At 72.0% G+C, this 17,550-nt stretch carries 17 protein-coding genes; 12 read left to right on the top strand and 5 right to left on the bottom strand.

The window, feature by feature from the left end; translation table 11 throughout:
• Window positions 1-52 precede the first annotated feature (52 nt).
• The 8 genes from AAD528_RS06660 (at window position 53) to AAD528_RS06625 (ending at window position 7,832) form a co-directional block, all read left to right on the top strand.
• On the top strand, window positions 53-1,420 hold the full coding sequence (locus tag AAD528_RS06660) for an aminotransferase-like domain-containing protein (RefSeq protein ID WP_345751285.1): 1,368 nt from the start codon (window positions 53-55) through the stop codon (window positions 1,418-1,420).
• Window positions 1,421-1,490: 70 nt separating this feature from the next.
• Window positions 1,491-2,942: an NCS2 family permease gene (locus AAD528_RS06655; RefSeq protein WP_345751284.1), complete on the top strand. Its 1,452-nt coding sequence runs from the start codon at window positions 1,491-1,493 to the stop codon at window positions 2,940-2,942.
• A gap of 127 nt (window positions 2,943-3,069) precedes the next feature.
• The gene (locus AAD528_RS06650) at window positions 3,070-4,188 is read left to right on the top strand and encodes an ABC transporter substrate-binding protein (protein ID WP_345751283.1); all 1,119 of its coding nucleotides are present in this window, start codon (window positions 3,070-3,072) and stop codon (window positions 4,186-4,188) included.
• Window positions 4,172-5,293: a FecCD family ABC transporter permease gene (locus tag AAD528_RS06645; protein ID WP_345751282.1), complete on the top strand. Its 1,122-nt coding sequence runs from the start codon at window positions 4,172-4,174 to the stop codon at window positions 5,291-5,293. The genes AAD528_RS06650 and AAD528_RS06645 overlap by 17 nt, the downstream gene beginning before the upstream one ends.
• A 158-nt stretch (window positions 5,294-5,451) precedes the next feature.
• Complete coding sequence (locus AAD528_RS06640; RefSeq protein ID WP_345751281.1) at window positions 5,452-6,027, top strand: ABC transporter ATP-binding protein; 576 nt, start codon at window positions 5,452-5,454, stop codon at window positions 6,025-6,027.
• Window positions 6,027-6,662: a hypothetical protein gene (locus AAD528_RS06635; protein ID WP_345751280.1), complete on the top strand. Its 636-nt coding sequence runs from the start codon at window positions 6,027-6,029 to the stop codon at window positions 6,660-6,662. The genes AAD528_RS06640 and AAD528_RS06635 overlap by 1 nt, the downstream gene beginning before the upstream one ends.
• Window positions 6,659-7,318: a hypothetical protein gene (locus tag AAD528_RS06630; RefSeq protein ID WP_345751279.1), complete on the top strand. Its 660-nt coding sequence runs from the start codon at window positions 6,659-6,661 to the stop codon at window positions 7,316-7,318. Before AAD528_RS06635 ends, AAD528_RS06630 begins: the two co-directional genes overlap by 4 nt.
• Window positions 7,319-7,337: 19 nt before the next feature.
• Complete coding sequence (locus AAD528_RS06625) at window positions 7,338-7,832, top strand: hypothetical protein (RefSeq protein WP_345751278.1); 495 nt, start codon at window positions 7,338-7,340, stop codon at window positions 7,830-7,832.
• 220 nt (window positions 7,833-8,052) lie between these two features.
• Here the strand turns inward: AAD528_RS06625 and sucD are convergent, their stop codons facing one another.
• The 3 genes from sucD to AAD528_RS06610 all read right to left on the bottom strand — a co-directional run bounded on the left by sucD (window position 8,053) and on the right by AAD528_RS06610 (window position 10,511).
• Complete coding sequence (gene sucD / locus AAD528_RS06620) at window positions 8,053-8,955, bottom strand: succinate--CoA ligase subunit alpha (protein WP_345751277.1); 903 nt, start codon at window positions 8,953-8,955, stop codon at window positions 8,053-8,055.
• Between the two features lie 31 nt (window positions 8,956-8,986).
• On the bottom strand, window positions 8,987-10,153 hold the full coding sequence (sucC, locus tag AAD528_RS06615) for an ADP-forming succinate--CoA ligase subunit beta (protein WP_345751276.1): 1,167 nt from the start codon (window positions 10,151-10,153) through the stop codon (window positions 8,987-8,989).
• A gap of 199 nt (window positions 10,154-10,352) precedes the next feature.
• Window positions 10,353-10,511 (bottom strand): hypothetical protein, encoded by a 159-nt coding sequence (locus AAD528_RS06610; RefSeq protein ID WP_345751275.1) that lies wholly within the window; start codon window positions 10,509-10,511, stop codon window positions 10,353-10,355.
• 124 nt (window positions 10,512-10,635) lie between these two features.
• Here AAD528_RS06610 and AAD528_RS06605 point away from each other — a divergent pair, with 124 nt between their 5' ends.
• From AAD528_RS06605 to AAD528_RS06595, 3 genes are all read left to right on the top strand, one after another.
• A complete protein-coding gene (locus AAD528_RS06605) occupies window positions 10,636-11,880 on the top strand; it encodes an acyl-CoA dehydrogenase family protein (protein WP_345751274.1) in 1,245 nt (414 codons plus the stop codon).
• A gap of 147 nt (window positions 11,881-12,027) precedes the next feature.
• A complete protein-coding gene (locus AAD528_RS06600) occupies window positions 12,028-13,479 on the top strand; it encodes a phytoene desaturase family protein (RefSeq protein ID WP_345751273.1) in 1,452 nt (483 codons plus the stop codon).
• 26 nt (window positions 13,480-13,505) lie between these two features.
• Window positions 13,506-14,543, top strand: coding sequence for an ATP-dependent DNA ligase (locus tag AAD528_RS06595; RefSeq protein ID WP_345751272.1), 1,038 nt, complete (start codon window positions 13,506-13,508; stop codon window positions 14,541-14,543).
• On the opposite strand, the gene AAD528_RS06590 is transcribed toward AAD528_RS06595, so the two are convergent.
• Window positions 14,544-15,737 carry a RimK family alpha-L-glutamate ligase gene (locus AAD528_RS06590; RefSeq protein ID WP_345751271.1) on the bottom strand — a complete coding sequence of 398 codons (1,194 nt, stop codon included), beginning with the start codon at window positions 15,735-15,737 and terminating at the stop codon, window positions 14,544-14,546.
• Between the two features lie 34 nt (window positions 15,738-15,771).
• Between AAD528_RS06590 and AAD528_RS06585 the strand changes: the two genes are divergently transcribed.
• Window positions 15,772-16,308: an ATP-dependent zinc protease family protein gene (locus tag AAD528_RS06585; RefSeq protein ID WP_345751270.1), complete on the top strand. Its 537-nt coding sequence runs from the start codon at window positions 15,772-15,774 to the stop codon at window positions 16,306-16,308.
• A gap of 1 nt (window position 16,309) precedes the next feature.
• Here AAD528_RS06585 and ligD read toward each other — a convergent pair whose 3' ends face one another.
• Window positions 16,310-17,356, bottom strand: a complete 1,047-nt coding sequence (gene ligD / locus AAD528_RS06580; RefSeq protein WP_345751269.1) for a non-homologous end-joining DNA ligase — start codon at window positions 17,354-17,356, stop codon at window positions 16,310-16,312.
• Window positions 17,357-17,550 lie beyond the last annotated feature (194 nt).

Genomic DNA, 17,550 nt, shown 5'->3' with positions numbered 1-17,550 from the left:
CCCGGCCATTACTCCGCTTGTCCCCGCCGTAAAACCTCGGGAGGTCCCGGACGTGCTGCAGATCCCTCCCGCGACGGTGGCCTCGGCTGTCGACGATCCGACACCGGTCGGCATCGCCGGCGCGCTGTCGCGGCTGATCGCGGAGGGCACGGTCGCCCCCGGCGAGCGCCTGCCGACCGTGCGCGATCTCGCCTCGACGCTCGGCGTGAGCCCTGGGACCGTGTCGGCCGCGTGGCAGGCGCTCGCCGGCGCCGGCCGCATCGTCACGCGCGGTCGGGCGGGCAGCTACGTCGCCGACGTCGGCGACACCCGGCTCGCCCCGCACACGCGGCGCCTGGCGGGGCACGTGCCGACGACGAAGCTCGACCTCTCGCGCGGCACGCCCGATCCGGATCTCCTGCCGCCGCTCATGCGCGCGTTCGAGCACGCCGCGCCGCACGCCGCGACCGCGAGCTACCACGACGAGCCGGTGCTGCCACGGCTCGCGCGCCTGCTGCAGGAGCGCTGGCCCACGACCGGACATCGGATCACCGTGGTCGACGGGGCGCTGGATGCGATCGATCGCACGCTGCAGCAGGTCGCGCGCTTCGGCGACCGCGTCGTGGTCGAGCAGCCGTCGTTCCCGCCCCTGCTCGACCTCGCGGCTCACCTGCGGCTCGAGGTCCTGCCGGTGCCGGTGGACCGCGAGGGCATCGTGCCCGCCGCGCTGACCCAGGCGCTGAGCCGGTCGCCGCGCGCGCTGCTGATGCAGCCGCGCGCCCACAACCCCACGGGCGTCTCGACGTCGCCCGAGCGCATCGCGGCGCTCGCCACCGCCATCCGCCGCTCCCCCGCGGGGCGCCGGATGATCGTGATCGAGGACGACCACTCGGGCGAGATCGCGCGCGGCGAGCTCACCTCGCTCGCCGCGCTGCTGCCCGAGCAGGTGGTGCACGTGCGCTCGTTCTCGAAGTCCCACGGTCCGGATCTGCGCATCGCGGCGCTGGGCGGGCCCGCCGAGCTGATCCAGGCGGTCGAGGCGCGGCGCACGCTGGGGCCGTGGTGGACGCCGCGCCTCATCCAGCACGCGCTCGCCGAGCTGCTCACCGACGGCGAGGCCGTGGCCAGCGTCGCGCGCGCCCGGGCGACCTACGCCGGCCGCCAGCGGCGCTTCGCCGAGGCGCTCCGGCGGGCCGGCGCGGGCGAGCCGCTCCCCGCGGACGGCATCAACGCCTGGGTGCCCGTCGACGACGAGCGCGCGGCCATCCTGCAGCTCGCGACCGACGGCGTCCGCGTCGCCGCCGGCAGCGCGTTCTACCGCGACGACCGCACGATCACGGTCGACGGGCGCGACCGGATCCGCGTCACGGTCGGCGCCATCCCGGGCGACGTCGAGGCCGTCGCCGCGGCGATCGCCGTCGCCTCCCGCGCCCGCCCGTGAGGCGCCGGGCGCGCGGTCGGCCCAGCCGCTCTTCACGTGCGCGCGATAGGTTCGGTGAGGAGGACTCCCCATGACTACTGCCCCCGGCACCACGACGACGAGCACCCCGGAGAACGCCCTCGACCGCTTCTTCTCCGTGACCGCCCGAGGCTCCACGATCGGCGCCGAGATCCGAGGCGGCCTCGTGACGTTCGTCACGATGGCCTACATCGTGATCCTGAACCCGATCATCCTGTCGAGCTCCGCCGACGTCGAGGGGAACACGCTGCCGTTCCCGGCGGTGGGTGCCGCGACCGCGCTGGCCGCCGGCGTCATGACGATCGCGTTCGGCCTCGTCACGCGCCTGCCCTTCGGCTTCGCGGCGGGCCTCGGCATCAACGCGTACCTCGCGTTCTCGGTCGTGGGCCAGGTGACCTGGCGCGAGGCCATGGCGCTCGTCGTGATCAACGGCATCGTGATCGTGCTGCTCGCCGCGACCGGGCTGCGGAAGATGATCTTCGACGCCGTGCCGCTGCAGCTCAAGCTCGCGATCACGGTCGGCATCGGCCTGTTCGTCGCGTTCATCGGCTTCGTGAACTCCGGCTTCGTCACCGCGACCGGCGAGGCGTCTCCCCCGGTCGGCCTGGGCATCGGCGGATCCGTCGCCACGGTCCCGACGCTGCTTTTCGTCATCACGCTCGTGCTCACGGGCATCCTGGTCGCGCTGCGCGTGAAGGGCGGCCTGCTGATCGGCCTCGTCACCGGCACGGTGCTCGCGGTCATCGCCGAGGCGATCTGGCACCTCGGCGCGGCCGCCGACGGCGGCGCGGGCGGCTGGAGCCTGACCGTCCCGGCCCTCACGGGCTCGCCCTTCGCCCTGCCCGATCTCAGCCTCATCGGCGCCGTGGACTTCGGCTTCGACCTCGGCCGCGTCAGCGCGGTGTCGCTCGTGATGATCGTCTTCACCCTGGTGTTCTCGAACTTCTTCGACGCCATGGGCACCATGACGGGCCTCGCGAAGGAGGCGGACCTCGCGGACGAGAGGGGCGACTTCCCGCGCATCCGCTCGGCGCTGATCGTCGAGGGCCTCGGCGCCGTGGTCGGCGGCGCGACGTCGTCGTCCTCCAACACGGTGTTCATCGAGTCGGGCGCCGGCATCGGCGAGGGCGCCCGCACGGGACTCGCGAACGTGGTCACGGGCGCGATGTTCCTGCTGGCGATGTTCCTGACGCCGCTCACGTCGATCGTGCCCACCGAGATCGCGGCCGCCGCGCTCGTGATCGTCGGCGCGATGATGATGGCCCAGATCGCGCACATCGACCTCGGCGACTTCCGCGTGCTGCTGCCCGTGTTCCTCACGGTCACCGTCATGCCGCTCACCTACTCGATCGCGAACGGCATCGGCGCGGGTTTCGTCAGCTGGGTCGTGATCCAGGCGTTCTCGGGGCGCGCGCGCCGGATCAGCCCGCTGCTGTGGGTCGTGGGCGTCGGCTTCGTGATCTACTTCGCGCGCGGTCCGATCCAGGCGCTCATCGGGGGCTGAGCCCCGCGCGCGCCTCCCTCGTCGAGCCCGGCCGCGGGTCCGGCGATTTGGCTTTTCGCGGGCGCCCGACCATGCTTGCAGAGGTAAGCCTCACCTAACTCGCAAGCCTCCGAAGGGCCACTTCCGCATGTCCTCAGCACGCCCGGGCCGGATCGCCGGCGCCTCGCTCCTGTCCCTGCTCGCCCTCACGACCGCCGGCTGCGGCGCGACCCCGGCGGCGTCCTCCGAGGCCCCGGAGGCGACCGGCGAGGCGATCACCGTGACCGACCAGCGCGGCGCCGACGTGACGCTCGACGCCCCCGCCGAGCACATCGCCTCGGCCGTGATCCCGGCCCCCGCGATCATCGCGGCCGTCGACGGATCCTGGGACCGCATCGCCGGCATCAACCAGTCGCTGCTCGACGCGAACAAGCTCGGCATCATCAGCAGGATCTTCCCCGAGTCGGTCGAGACGCCGGTGATCGCGGGCCGCGACTTCGTCCCGAACATGGAGCAGATCCTGTCGCTGAGCCCCGACCTCGTCGTGCAGTGGGGCGACATGGGCGCGGATGTGATCGCGCCGATCGAGCAGGCCGGACTCCCGGTCGTCGGCCTCGAGTACGGCACGCAGGAGGACCTGGAGACCTGGCTCACGCTGTTCGGCGACGCGATCGGCAAGCCCGACCGCGCGGCGGAGATCGTCGAGGGCATGCACGCCTCGGCCGACGAGGTCGCGGAGAAGGTCGCCGCGCTCGATGCGCCGGCACCGCGCGGCCTCAGCCTGTCGTACACCGAGGAGGGCATGAAGGCCTCGACCGGCACGGACTACGCGCAGTACGTGTTCGACCTGACGGGCGTCGAGAACGTGGCGGAGGACGTCGCGGGCCAGAGCGCCGTGGTCAGCCCCGAGCAGATCATCGAGTGGGACCCCGAGTTCATCGTGCTGTCGGCCTTCGACCCGGCCACGCCCGAGGAGGTCATGGCCGACCCGCAGCTGGCCGGCGTCTCGGCGATCGAGGACAAGCGCGTCTACCGCGCGCCGCTGGGCGTGTACCGCTGGCAGGTGCCGAGCGCCGAGTCGCCCCTGTTCTGGAACTGGATCGCGGCGCTCGCCTACCCCGGCGAGTACGACGTGGATCTGCCCGCGCTCATGACCGAGCAGATCTCGCACCTCTACGACTACGAGCTCACGCGCGAGGACATCGACCTCGTCCTGCGCACCGACCTCAACGCGGACAGCGCCGATTACGGTGCCGTCGCCGAGTGACGTGATCGAGGCGGCGCCCCTCGCGGCCGTCGCCTCGGCACGATCCGCGGACACCGTGCGCCGCCGGGCGCGACGCGACCGGATCACGGTGGTCGCGCTGGCCGCCGTCGTCGTGCTGCTCGCGCTGGTCGCGGTCGGCGCGGGGCAGCTCGCCGTGCCGATCGGCCGTGTCGTCGAGATCCTGACGCACGACGCCGCGGCGCTCCTCGGGCTGGACTCCGGCATCCCCGCGTCGTGGACGCGCGGCGAGCAGGCGGCCGTCTCGCTCATCCGGGCGCCGCGCGCGCTGCTCGCGATCCTCGTCGGCGCCGCGCTCGCGGTGTCCGGCGCCGTGCTGCAGGCGCTGTTCCGCAACCCGCTCGTGTCGCCCGACGTGATCGGCGTCTCCTCCGCCGCGTCGTTCGGCGGCGTGCTCGCGATCGCGGTCGGCGCGGGCGGCGTCGCCCTGATGAGCGGGGCGTTCGTCACGGGCCTGCTGGCGGCGCTCCTGGTGATGCTGCTCGGCCGGCTGCGCACCAGCTCGCCCGTGCTCACGATCGTGCTCGGCGGCATCGTCGTGTCGGCCTTCTTCAACGCGCTCGTCTCGCTCGTCACGTACGTGGCCGATCCGTACACCACGCTGCCGTCCATCACGTTCTGGCTGATGGGCTCGTTCGTGGCGGCGACGTGGGACAAGGTGCTGCTCGCCGCCGTGCCGATCGCGATCGGCCTGATCGTCGTGCTGGCCCTGCGGTGGCGGATCAACGTGCTCGCGCTCGGCGACGACGAGGCGCTCGCGCTCGGCGTGCGACCCGCGCGGCTGCGCGGCATCCTGATCATCGCCGTCTCGCTGCTGACCGCCGCGACGGTCGCGGTGTGCGGCGTGATCGGCTGGGTCGGTCTCGTGATCCCCCACCTGGTGCGCCTCGTGATCGGGCCGGATCACCGCGTGCTGCTGCCGGCGTCCGCGCTGCTCGGCGGTGCCTACGTCCTGGCCGTCGACACGCTCGCGCGCACCGTCACGACGGCCGAGCTGCCCGTCGGCATCCTCACCGCCATCATCGGGGCGCCCGTGTTCGTGATCGTCCTCGTCCGCCGCACGCGAGAGGGGCGCGCCCTTGCTTGACGCCACCGGCCTCGGCCACCACCACGGGGGCGGCGACTGGCTGTTCCGCGGCCTCGACCTGCGCGTCGACCCCGGCGACGTGGTCGCGGTGCTCGGCCCCAACGCGCGCGGCAAGACCACGCTGCTCACGTGCCTCGCCGGCGTCCGGACGCCGCGCCGTGGTCCACGACGGCGCGATCGGCTACGTGCCGCAGAACCACGACGTGGACCACCCGTTCAGCGTGCACGAGATGGTCGTGATGGGCCGCGCCCGGCGCCTGCGCCCATGGCAGGCGCCGACGCGCGACGACGTCGACGCGGCGTGGCAGGCGCTGGATCGCGTCGGCCTGGCCGACATCGGCGACCGCCCGTTCGCGGCGCTGTCGGGCGGCCAGCGACAGCTCACGCTCATGGCGCGCGCGCTCGTCAGCTCGCCGACCATCGTGATCCTGGACGAGCCGACCTCGGCGCTCGACCTGCGCAATCAGCGCCGGGTGCTCACGACGCTGCACAACCTCGCCGCCGACGGCGTGGGCGTGATCTTCACCACGCACGACCCGACCCACGCGCTGCATGTCTCGCAGCGCACGGTGCTGATGGACGAGGACGTGCACGTCGGGCGGACCGGCGACCTGCTCACGGCCGACACCCTCAGCCGCGTGTACCGCACGCCGGTACACACGACCGAGTTCGCGTTCGGCGACGCCTCGACGCGCACCGTCGTGATCCCCGACCTGCTGATCCGGAGGCCGTGATGGCGCGCATCCTGACCCTCGCCGCCCAGCCGCCCGCCGCGGGCGCCGGCTCCGCGCGCGTCGACGTGCGCGACGCGTACGACCTGGGCGAGATCGACCTCGGCGCCTACGCCGGGCTCGCGATCGACGCCGGCTGCGACCAGCGTCTCCTCGCCCGGCACGCCGAGCGCCTCACGGCGTGGGTGCGGGCGGGCGGGCGCCTGTTCGCGAACGGCCATCTGCTCACGGGCTTCGTGGAGGGCCTGCCGGCGCACCGCAAGCTCGACTTCCACTCCACGCGCGACCTCTGGCTGACCGAGACGGGATCGCACCCGATCTGGGACGGGATCGACCGGCGCGACCTGCTGTTCCACACGGGCGTGCCCGGCCCGCACACGTTCGAGGACCTCGAGCGCGTGGGCGTCGCCGGGTTCTACGCGCATGCGTACTTCGTCGACCTCCCGGACGGCGCCGTCGCGATCACCGGGATCGGTCACGGTGCGCTGCCCGTGGACGTCGCGTATCCGCTCGGGGCGGGCGAGGTGATCCTGCACATCGGCAACGACGTCATGGGGTTCACCCGGCCCGGCACCACGGCCCACGATCTCGGCGAGCGCGTGCTCGCGCACCTCGAGCAGGGGAAGGCCGACCGATGAGCCGCGTCGCGTTCGTGCACACGGGCGGCTTCTACCACCTGGCGGATCTGCGCGATCCGGCCGTCCGCGCCATGGACGTCGCCGACGTGTACGCGCCCGAACTGGAGCCCGGCGGCCTGGACGGGTTCGATGCCGTGTACGTCGGTGCGCGCCTGCACCGCGGCGTGGCGGCGCGCATCGGGCCGATCCTGCGGGGCTTCCTGGATCGCCCGGGCGCGAGGATGTACGTGGACGGCGAGAACCCCGTCGACTGGATCCCGGGCACCGAGCTCACGCCCCGCGGCACGAACTTCTGGGCGTGGCGGATCGGCGAGGACGTCGGCCGGCGATCCGTGAACACCGACCATCCGTTCTGGCACAGGCTCGCCGACGACGCCGTGCACTGGCACTACCACGGCGTGCTCTCGCACCCGGCGTCGGCGGTGCCGCTCGTGCGGCTCGAGCCCCTCCCGGGCCGCGCAGAGGCGACCGATCCGTGGGGCACCGGCTACCTGGCGATCCCGGATCACCCGAACACGCTGATGTACCACGACGCGGAATCCTTCGCGGCCGAGCTCGTCGTCAGCACGATGGACGCGTCGTTCCACCACGGCTCGGGATTCATGCCGGGCGCGACCCAGCTGATGTACCGCATGCTGCACTGGCTGCGCGGCTGATCCGACCCGGGAGGACACCATGACCCTGACCGTCCGCGAAGCCGGCACCGAGCTGGCGTTCGGCATCGACGACCTGAACCGCTATCACGGCCCCGGCTTCCCCGGCGGGGTCGCCCACGCGTACAAGGTGCTCGAGCGCACGCTGCCGCTGCTCGACGGCGGCGCGCCGCCCGAGCGCCGCGAGATCCGGATCGACACCGCCTTCGGCGGGCCCGGGGCGCGCGACGCCTTCGAGCTCGTGACCCGCGGCGTCACCGACGGCCGCTACACCGTCGACCCCTCCCTCGCGCTGCCCGAGCGCGACTTCCTCGCCCGGTACGTCTTCCGGCTGTCCTACCGCGGCGCCGTGGTGACCGCGGTCGTCCGCGAGGGGTTCGTGGTCCGCGAGTTCATCGACCTCGGCGCGAAGCCCGACAAGACCGACGCCGAGCACGCACACCTCGAGGTGCTCAAGCGCGAGATGGCGGATCGGCTGCTCTCCGCCCCGGCCGACGAGGCGTACGACGTGGTCTGAGGCGGCCCGCCGCCCTCGCCTCCCCCGCCCGGCCGCCATCCGGCCCCGTCTGCCATCCGGCCCCTCGTGTCCCGCCTGCGGCCCCTATCCGGCGCCTGGTCTCCCACTTGCGGTCCATCTGCGGTGCCAGAACGGCCGGAAGTGGGACATCAGCGCCGCGGCCTGCCGCGACGACGAACGCCCCGTCCGGCCGGACGGGGCGTTCGCGTGAAGCGGGTGCTTACAGCGCCGAGATGATCTCGCGCATCAGGGCAGCGGTCTCGCTCGGGGTCTTGCCGACCTTGACGCCGGCGGCCTCGAGGGCCTCCTTCTTCGCCTGAGCGGTGCCGGCCGAGCCGGACACGATCGCGCCGGCGTGACCCATGGTCTTGCCCTCGGGGGCCGTGAAGCCCGCGACGTAGCCGACGACCGGCTTGGTGACGTTGGCCTTGATGAAGTCGGCCGCGCGCTCCTCGGCGTCGCCGCCGATCTCGCCGATCATCACGATCGCCTTGGTCTCGGGGTCGGCCTCGAACGCCGCGAGGGCGTCGATGTGCGTCGTGCCGATGACCGGGTCGCCGCCGATGCCGATGGCGGTCGAGAAGCCGAGGTCGCGCAGCTCGTACATCATCTGGTACGTCAGCGTGCCCGACTTCGACACGAGGCCGATCGGGCCCTTGCCCGTGATGTTCGCGGGCGTGATGCCCACGAGCGCCTCGCCCGGCGTGATGATGCCGGGGCAGTTCGGGCCGATGATGCGGGTCTTGTTGCCCTTCGACTGCGCGTACGCCCACGCCTCGGCGGTGTCGCCGACCGGCACGCCCTCGGTGATCACGACGAGCAGCGGGATCTCGGCGTCGATGGCCTCGATCATCGCGTCCTTCGTGAAGGCCGGGGGCACGAACGCGATCGACACGTCGGCGCCGGTCTTCTCGATGGCCTCGGCGACCGTCCCGAACACGGGAAGGTCCACCTCGCCCTCGTGCGCCGTCTCGTGCGTCACGGTCGTGCCGGCCTTGCGCGCGTTCACGCCGCCGACGACCTTCGTGCCGGCCTTGAGCATCAGCGCGGTGTGCTTGGTGCCCTCGCCGCCGGTGATGCCCTGGACGATGACCTTGGAGTCCTTGTTGAGGTAGATCGACATCTCTTCTAGTCCCTTATCCGATCCGTACGGCTCAGGCGTTCGCCAGCTCGGCGGCCTTGTCGGCGCCCTCGTCCATGCCCGAGGCGAGCGTGACGAGCGGGTGGTTCGCCGCGGCGAGGATCGCGCGGCCCTCCTCGACCTGGTTGCCGTCGAGGCGCACGACCAGGGGCTTGGTGGCGTGGTCGCCCAGGATCTCGAGGGCCTTCACGATGCCCTCCGCGACCGCGACGCACGACGTGATGCCGCCGAAGACGTTGACGAACACGCTCTTGACCTGCTCGTCGCCGAGGATCACGTCGAGGCCGTTGGCCATGACCTGCGCGTTCGCGCCGCCGCCGATGTCGAGGAAGTTCGCCGGCTTCACGCCGCCGTGCTTCTCGCCCGCGTAGGCGACGACGTCCAGCGTGGACATGACGAGGCCCGCGCCGTTGCCGATGATGCCGACCTGGCCGTCGAGCTTGACGTAGTTGAGGCCGTTGGCCTTCGCCTTCGCCTCGAGCGGGTCGGCGGCGTCCTTGTCCTCGAGCTCCTCGTGCTCGGGGTGACGCACCTCGCTGGCGTTGTCGTCGAGCGACACCTTGCCGTCGAGGGCCACGATGTCGCCGGCGCCCGTGAGGACGAGCGGGTTCACCTCGACGAGGGTCGCGCCCTCGCTCTTGTAGACGTTGTACAGCTTGACGAAGACCGCGGCCACCTTGGGCGCGAGCTCCTCGTCCCAGCCGCCGGCCTTGGCGATCTCGAGCGCCTTGGCCTCGTCGATGCCGGTCAGCGGGTCGACCTCGATGCGCGCGAGCGCCTCGGGCTTCTCGACCGCGAGCTGCTCGATCTCCATGCCGCCCTCGACGGACGCGAGCGACAGGTACGAGCGGTTGGAGCGGTCCAGCAGCACCGAGAAGTAGAACTCGCGGGCGATGTCGGCGCCCTGCGCGACCATGACGCGCTTGACGACGTGGCCCTTGATGTCGAGACCGAGGATGGCCTTGGCCGCCTCGTACGCCTCGTCGGGGGTCTTCGCGACCTTCACGCCGCCGGCCTTGCCGCGCCCGCCGGTCTTGACCTGGGCCTTGACGACCACGACGCCGCCGATCTTCTCGGCCGCTGCCTTCACCTCCTCGGGGGTGTCGGCGACGATGCCGGCGAGCACCGGCACCTCGTACTTCTCAAAAAGGTCTCGAGCCTGGTACTCGTACAGGTCCACGTTGCATTCCTTCGGTGGGGCCACGGGAGGAGACTGATTGTCTCGACGTCGAGAGATCTCGACCGAGATCCCAGCCTACTATCCCGCGGTGTCCGGGCCGATTCAGGATCCGCTCAGCGGTCACCGGCTCCCCACCCGCCGCACACAGAGGAACGCGGCCCCGGATGATCCGGAGCCGCGTTCGGGAGGTGCGTGGGCGTCAGCGAGACGTCTTGCTGAAGTGCATCGGCAGGGCCATCGCGAGGCACACCGCGATGATGCCCGCCGCGAAGACGAGACCCTGCAGCACGTCGATGTTGAAGGCGAGGCCGAACAGCGCGAAGCCGCCGAGGAACAGCAGCAGCGAGATGATGAACATGAGAGACCTCCGTAAGGCGTCGCCTGAAACCTCGCTCAGTCTATGGCACGCGTTCCGCGGCTCCCGCTGGCGGACACCTCCAAACGAGGCGGGTCGCGGCGGGCGACTCTCGTAGCCTGGCGGCATGGCATCCCCGCTCTTTCCGGGAGAGAAGGTCCTCTCCTACGACGTGACGTCCCCCCTCGACACCGACTACTACGCGGTGTTCGCCGATGTGGAGGGAGCCGACCGCGCGCAGTGGTCGCGCGCCCGCGAGGTCGGCGAGGCGCTGGCGCCGCGCATGGCCGAGGCGTGGGACAAGGCGGAGTACCCGCTGCAGGCGCTCGCCGCCCTCGGCGACGCCGACCTCTACGTCGACGGCATCGAGCACGCGGAGCTGACCCCGATGTCGCCCCTGGCGGCCGGCCTGGTGAACATGGAGATCTCGCGCGCCGACGGATCGCTCGGCACCGTGATCGCCGTGCAGGGCGGGCTGGCCCTGCGCACGCTCGCGCTGTTCGGCAGCCCCGAGCAGCAGGCGCGCTGGCTCGGGCCGATCGCGCGCGGCGAGGTGCCCGGCGCGTTCGCGCTCACGGAGCCGGATCACGGATCCGACTCGACATCTCTCGAGACGGTCGCGCGCTGGGACGGGGACGGATGGATCCTGCGCGGCGCGAAGAAGTGGATCGGCAACGGCGCCTCGGGCAGTCGTTGGGACAGCGCCGTGACGTTCGTGTGGGCGCGCGTGGACCGCGACGGCGACGCGGATCACGGCCAGGTGCGGTGCTTCCTCGTCGAGCAGGAGACGCCGGGCTACGTCGGCACCGTGATCACGGGCAAGCTGTCGCTGCGCGGCATCCATCAGGCCCACATCCGACTGGACGACGTGCGCCTCCCCGAGGACGCCGTGCTGCCCGGCGCGCACTCCTTCCGCGACACGTCGACCGTGCTGTTCGCGACCCGCTCGGGCGTCGCCTGGTCGGCGCTCGGCCACGCGACCGCCTGCTACGAGGCGGCGCTGGCGTACTCGACCCAGCGGATCCAGTTCGGCAAGCCGCTCGCGAGGTTCCAGATGGTGCAGGAGCGCCTGACGCAGATGCTGTCGCAGCTGACCGCCATGCAGCTCTACTGCCGACGCCTCGCCGACCTGGAGGCGGCCGGCTCCCTCCGCCCGACGCAGGCGTCGCTGGCGAAGTTCCACAACACCCGCACGGCGCGCGACGTCGCCCGCACGGCCCGCGACCTGCTCGGCGGCAACGGCATCCTGCTCGAGAACCGCGTGATGCAGCACCTCGCCGACATCGAGGCCATCCACACATACGAGGGCACGGAGAGCGTCCAGGCCCTCATCATCGGCCGCGACATCACCGGAGTGAGCGCGTTCGTCTGACCGCCGAGCCCGACTCGTGCGAGCAAAGCGAGCGTGCCCCGGATGGGGCCCGCAGCGCGAAGCGCTGCCGGCGATGGAGCGAAGCGACAGCGCCCTCGCTCGCAAGGGTGCCGCTCGCGGCCCCGCAGCGTGCGAGATACTGGGAAGATGACGCGCGCCACCGTGGTGGGAAGCGGGCCCAATGGCCTGGCCGCTGCGGTGAGCCTCGCGCGGGCGGGGTACGCGGTCACCGTGCTGGAGGCGTCCGGCACCGTCGGCGGCGGCTCCCGGACCGCGGAGCTGACGCTGCCCGGCTTCCGGCACGACGTGTGCTCGGCGATCCATCCGGCGGCCGTGACGTCACCGTTCTTCCGCGCCTTCGGCATCGAGGAGCGGATCGGATGGATCGTGCCCGACGCGTCGTACGCGCAGCCGCTCGACGGCGGGCGCGCGGCGGTCGCCTGGCGCGACCTCGACCGGACGGCCGCGGAGCTCGGGCCGGACGGCCGCGCGTGGCTCGCGCTGACGCGTCCCCTCGCGCACCGCATCGACGGCGTCCTGGACTTCACGGGCAACCAGCTGCTGCGGATCCCACGCGACCCGCTCGCGACCGTCCGCTTCGGCCTGCGCGTCCTCGAGGCGGGATCCGCGCTCGGGCGCCGCACGTTCCGCACGGCGGAGGCGACGGCGCTGCTGGGCGGGGTGCTGGCGCACGCCAACACGGCGCTCCCGTCGCTCGCGTCGGCGGCGTCCGGCGTGCTGCTCGCCGCGCTGGCGCACACCGAGCGCGGCTGGGCGTATCCGGTCGGAGGCGCGCAGGCGCTGCCGGATGCGCTCGCCGACGACCTCCGCGCGCACGGCGGGCTGATCGAGACCGACCGGCACGTCACCGATCTCGCGACGCTCGACTGGGGCGATCCGGCCGCCGGCGATCTGCTGCTGCTGGACACGTCCCCGCGCCTGCTGCTGTCGCATCCGGACGTCCCCGCCTCCTATGCCCGGGCGATCCGGGCGTATCGCTACGGCGCCGCGGCGGCGAAGGTCGACTTCGCGCTCGACGGCCCCGTGCCGTGGACCAACCCGGACGTCGCGCGCGCCCCCACCGTGCACCTGGGCGGCACGCGCGCCGAGGTGGAGGCCAGTGAGAACGCCGTGTCCCGCGGGCGCGTGTCGGAGCGCCCGTACGTGCTGGCCGTGCAGCCGTCCGTGCTGGATCCGTCGCGCGCGCCCGAGGGCAAGGCCGTGCTGTGGGCGTACATGCACGTGCCGAACGGATCCCCGCTCGACCCGACCGAGCACGTCACGCGCCAGGTCGAGCGCTTCGCGCCCGGCTTCCGCGACCGGATCCTCGCGTCGCACGCCGTGCCCGCCTCCGGGCGGGAGGCGCTGAACCCGGCCGAGGTCGGCGGCGACATCCTGGGCGGCGCGTTCTCGATGACGCAGGCGTTCCGCCGTCCGGTCGTGTCGACCGCGCCGTGGCGCACGCCCATGAAGGGCGTCTACCTCGCGTCGGCCTCGACCCCGCCCGGCCCGGGCGTGAACGGCATGGCCGGCTGGCACGCGGCCCGCACGGCCCTCGCCGACGCCCGCGAGCCCGCGAAGCTGAGCGACCTGTTCTGACAGCGAGAACCGGGCAGGATGGGCGCATGCCCCATGACCTGCCCGCCCCGATGCTCGCCAAGGCCGTGGCCGGGATCCCGGATCCCGCCAAGCACCCCGGCGGGCTCGTGTTCGAGCCGAAGTGGGACGGGTTCCGCGTGCTCGCGTCCTGGGACGGCGAGAGCGTCGAGCTCGGATCGCGCGGCGCCAAGCCGCTGACGCCGTACTTCCCCGAGCTGGTCGACGCGCTCGCGCGCATCCTGCCCGAACCGTGCGTCCTCGACGGCGAGATCGTGATCGCGGCCGGCGAGCCCGGATCCCAGCGCCTGTCGTGGGACACGCTGTCGCAGCGGATCCACCCCGCCGCCTCCCGCATCGCGAAGCTGTCGACCGAGACGCCCGCCATGCTGATCGCGTTCGACCTGCTGTCGGTCGGCGGCGAGTCGCTCCTGGATCTGCCGTTCCGCGAGCGCCGCGCGCGGCTCGAGAACCTGCTGCGGGATGCGCCGCACCCGCTGCACCTGACGCGCACGACCGAGGACCACGCGCTCGCGGAGCGCTGGCTCGAGGAGTTCGAGGGGGCGGGCCTCGACGGCGTCGTCGCCAAGCCCGCCGATCAGCCATACGCCGCGGGCAAGCGCACGATGCTCAAGATCAAGCACGCCCGCACGGCCGATGTCGTGGCGGTCGGCTACCGGATCCACAAGAGCGGCCGCGGCGTCGGTTCGATCCTGGTGGGCCTGTACGACGAGCACGGCGAGCTGCACAACGTCGGCGGCGTGTCGGCGTTCAGCGACAAGCGCCGCCTCGAGCTGATCGACGAGCTCGAGCCGCTGGTGAGCGGCGTGGGCGAGGGCGAGCGCAGCCGGTTCTCCGCGAAGAAGGACGTCTCGTTCGTGGCACTGCGCCCCGAGCGCGTGCTCGAGGTGCGCTACGACCAGCTGGAGGGCGATCCGGCGTTCCGGATGCGTTTCCGCCACACGGTGCAGTTCGAGCGCTGGCGTCCCGACCGCGACACGGCATCCTGCCGCTTCGACCAGCTCGACGTCCCCGCGAAGTACGACCTCGCCGACGTCATCGACTAGTCAGTCCTCGTCGGGGATCGGCACCTTCGGGAGCTTCTTGACGCGGGGGCGCCGCTTGGGGCGCTCGGGGATCATCGAGCGCATCTCCTCGAGCTTGCCCCAGCACAGCAGGCGGTCCTCGGCCTCGAGCACCCAGCTGCCCTTCGGGTTCGGGATGACCGACGCGCCGCGGTGCAGCGTGAGCACCGTGATGTCGCGCTCGCGCAGGCCCGACTCGGCGAGCCTGGTGCCGACGAGCTCGGCGTCGCCGTGCACGACCAGCTCGGCCACGCCGTAGCCGGTCGAGACCGACAGTCGCTCGCGCACGTCGATCTGCGGGAACGCCACCTGGTTGCCGATGTAGTCGACGATCGCGCCGGCGACGTCGAGCTTTGTCGCCTCCTCGATGCCCTGCAGGCCCGGCGACGAGTTGACCTCCATCACGAGCGGCCCCTCGTCCGACTCCAGCATGTCGACGCCCGCGACCTTCAGACCCATGATCTGCGCGGCGCGCACGGCGGTGCGCTCGTACTCCTCGCTGAGCTCCACCCGCTCGACGGACCCGCCGCGATGCACGTTCGAGCGGAACTCGTCGCCCTTCGCCGAGCGGCGCATGGCCGCGACGACGCGGTCGCCGACGACCAGGGCACGGATGTCCTTGCCCTTCGACTCCTTCACGAAGTGCTGGATCAGCACGTTCTGCCGCGCCGACTGCAGGGTCTCCACGATCGCCTCGGCGACCTTGATCTCGGGCGCGAGGATCACGCCGATCCCCTGCGTGCCCTCGAGGAGCTTCAGGACGACCGGCGCGCCGCCGACGCGCTCGATCGCCGGCACCACGTCCGCGCGATCGCGCACGAACGCGGTGGCGGGCATCGCGATCCCGTGCCGGGACAGGATCTGGTTCGCCCGCAGCTTGTCCCGCGAGTTCGCGATGCCGTTGGCGGTGTTGGGCGTGTAGACGTCCATCTGCTCGAACTGCCGCACGACGGCCGTGCCGTAGTACGTGATCGAGTTGCCGATGCGCGGGATGACGGCGTCGTACTCCGACAGCCGCCGCCCCCGGAACTGCAGATCGGGTTCGTCCCCGGCCAGGTCGATCGCGAATCGGAGGGTGTTGAGCACCTTCACGTCGTGGCCGCGATCGAGCGCGGCGGCACGGAGTCGCTGGGTGCTGTAGGCGCGCGGCGCGCGCGACAAGATGGCGATCTTCACTGAGCGGTCCTGTGTTCCTGATTGGATAAGAGACGTGCCCACCCATCTTCCCCCGTCCGAGAGCGTGCCGAGTCACGCGCTCGTGGGGTGGCGCGAATGGGTGGGGCTGCCCGGGGTGGGCGTGGAGTGGCTCAAGGCCAAGGTGGACACGGGCGCCCGCACGTCGTCGCTGCACGCGTTCGGGCTGAAGGAGTTCTCGCGCGATGGCGAGTCATGGGTCCGCTTCGAGGTGCACCCGTGGCAGCGCAGCGCCGACGATGCGGTCACGGTCGAGCTGCCCGTGCACGACCACCGGCGCGTCCGCAGCTCGTCGGGGCACACCGAGCGGCGCGTGGTCGTGATGCTGGACGTCCGCGTGCTCGACCGGGTGATCCCGGCGGAGGTCACGCTGACCCGCCGCGACGCCATGGGCTTCCGGATGCTCGTCGGCCGCGAGCTGCTGGCGGGCGCGTTCCTCGTCGACTCCGAGGCCTCGTACCTCGGCGGCAAGCCGCCGCGCGCCGTCCGCCGCGCCAACAAGCGCCCGGCCGAGCGCGAGCACCGACGGACGTTCCGCCACCCGCGCGACTGACTCAATCGATCCGGTTGCCGGCGGCGTCCCAGTTCTCGGCATTCTTCTTGCTGGGCTGCACGCGCGGCGGCTCACCCGGCATCTTGGGGAACTCGGGCGGGAACGGCATCTCGCCCTGGCCGTTCTCGACGTCGCGACGCCACCACTCCAGCAGCGTGTCGATCCGGCCCGGTCGATCCTGGATCCCGGCCCACGGATCGCCCTGCGCGAGCCGCTCGGGGATCGTCCGGACGGTGAAGCGCTTCGGATCGACGTCGTCGACCTCGTCCCAGTGCAGCGGCGTGGCCACGGACGCGTGCGGCAGCGCGCGCGGGCTGTAGGCGCCGGCCATCGTGCGGTCGCGATTGGCCTGGTTGAAGTCGACGAAGATGCGCTGCCCGCGCTCCTCCTTCCACCAGGCCGTGGTGACCTTGTCGGGCATCCGGCGCTCCAGCTCGCGGCCCGCGGCGATCACGGCGTGCCGCGCGTCGAGGAACTCCCACTCGGGCACGATCGGCGCGAACACGTGCAGACCGCGGTTGCCGCTGGTCTTGATCCAGGCCTCCAGGCCCGCCTCGCGCAGCACCTCGCGCAGCGCGTGCGCCGCGGGGATCGCGTCGGTCACATCCGTGCCGGGCTGCGGGTCCAGATCGATGCGCAGCTCGACGGGGTTGTCGGTGACGGGCACACGCGACGCCCACGGGTGGAAGACCACGGTGTTCATCTGCACGGCCCACACGATCGCGGCGGGCTCGGTGAGGACGATCTGCGGATGCCGCCGCCCGCTGTTGTACGTGACGGTCTCGGACTCGACGAACGCCGGCGCGCCCTTGGGCGGGTTCTTCGAGAAGAACATCTCGCCGCCGACGGCGTCGGGGTAGCGCTCGAGCGACACGGGCCGGTGCCCGTTGTGCGCGAGGAACGCGTCGGCGACGGCGATGACGTACTCCGCGAGCTCGTGCTTCGTGATGCCCACCTCGGGCCACAGCACCCGGTTGGGGCTCGACAGGCCGACCTCGCGGTCGCCGTCCGGTCCGGGGATGGTCAGGGTGATGCGTTCCGACGCCATAGCCGCAACCCTACGGAGCCGCGCGATCCGACGACAGGGCTTGCGGATCCGGCCCCCTCCCCTCATCGAGAACACGTCCTCTCAGCGGCGACATGCCTTTTCCGCGCGAATTCGGCGTGTCATGTCGCAGGACATTGGTGACAGTTCTGTATCAGGACATCGGTGACACTTCGGGTGTGTTTGGTGGTGACACT

This window comes from Microbacterium rhizophilum (assembly GCF_039605615.1).
Lineage (GTDB): Bacteria > Actinomycetota > Actinomycetes > Actinomycetales > Microbacteriaceae > Microbacterium > Microbacterium rhizophilus.
The sequence above is the reverse complement of the archived record's forward strand: the minus strand, read 5'-3'. Positions and strand labels throughout refer to the sequence as shown.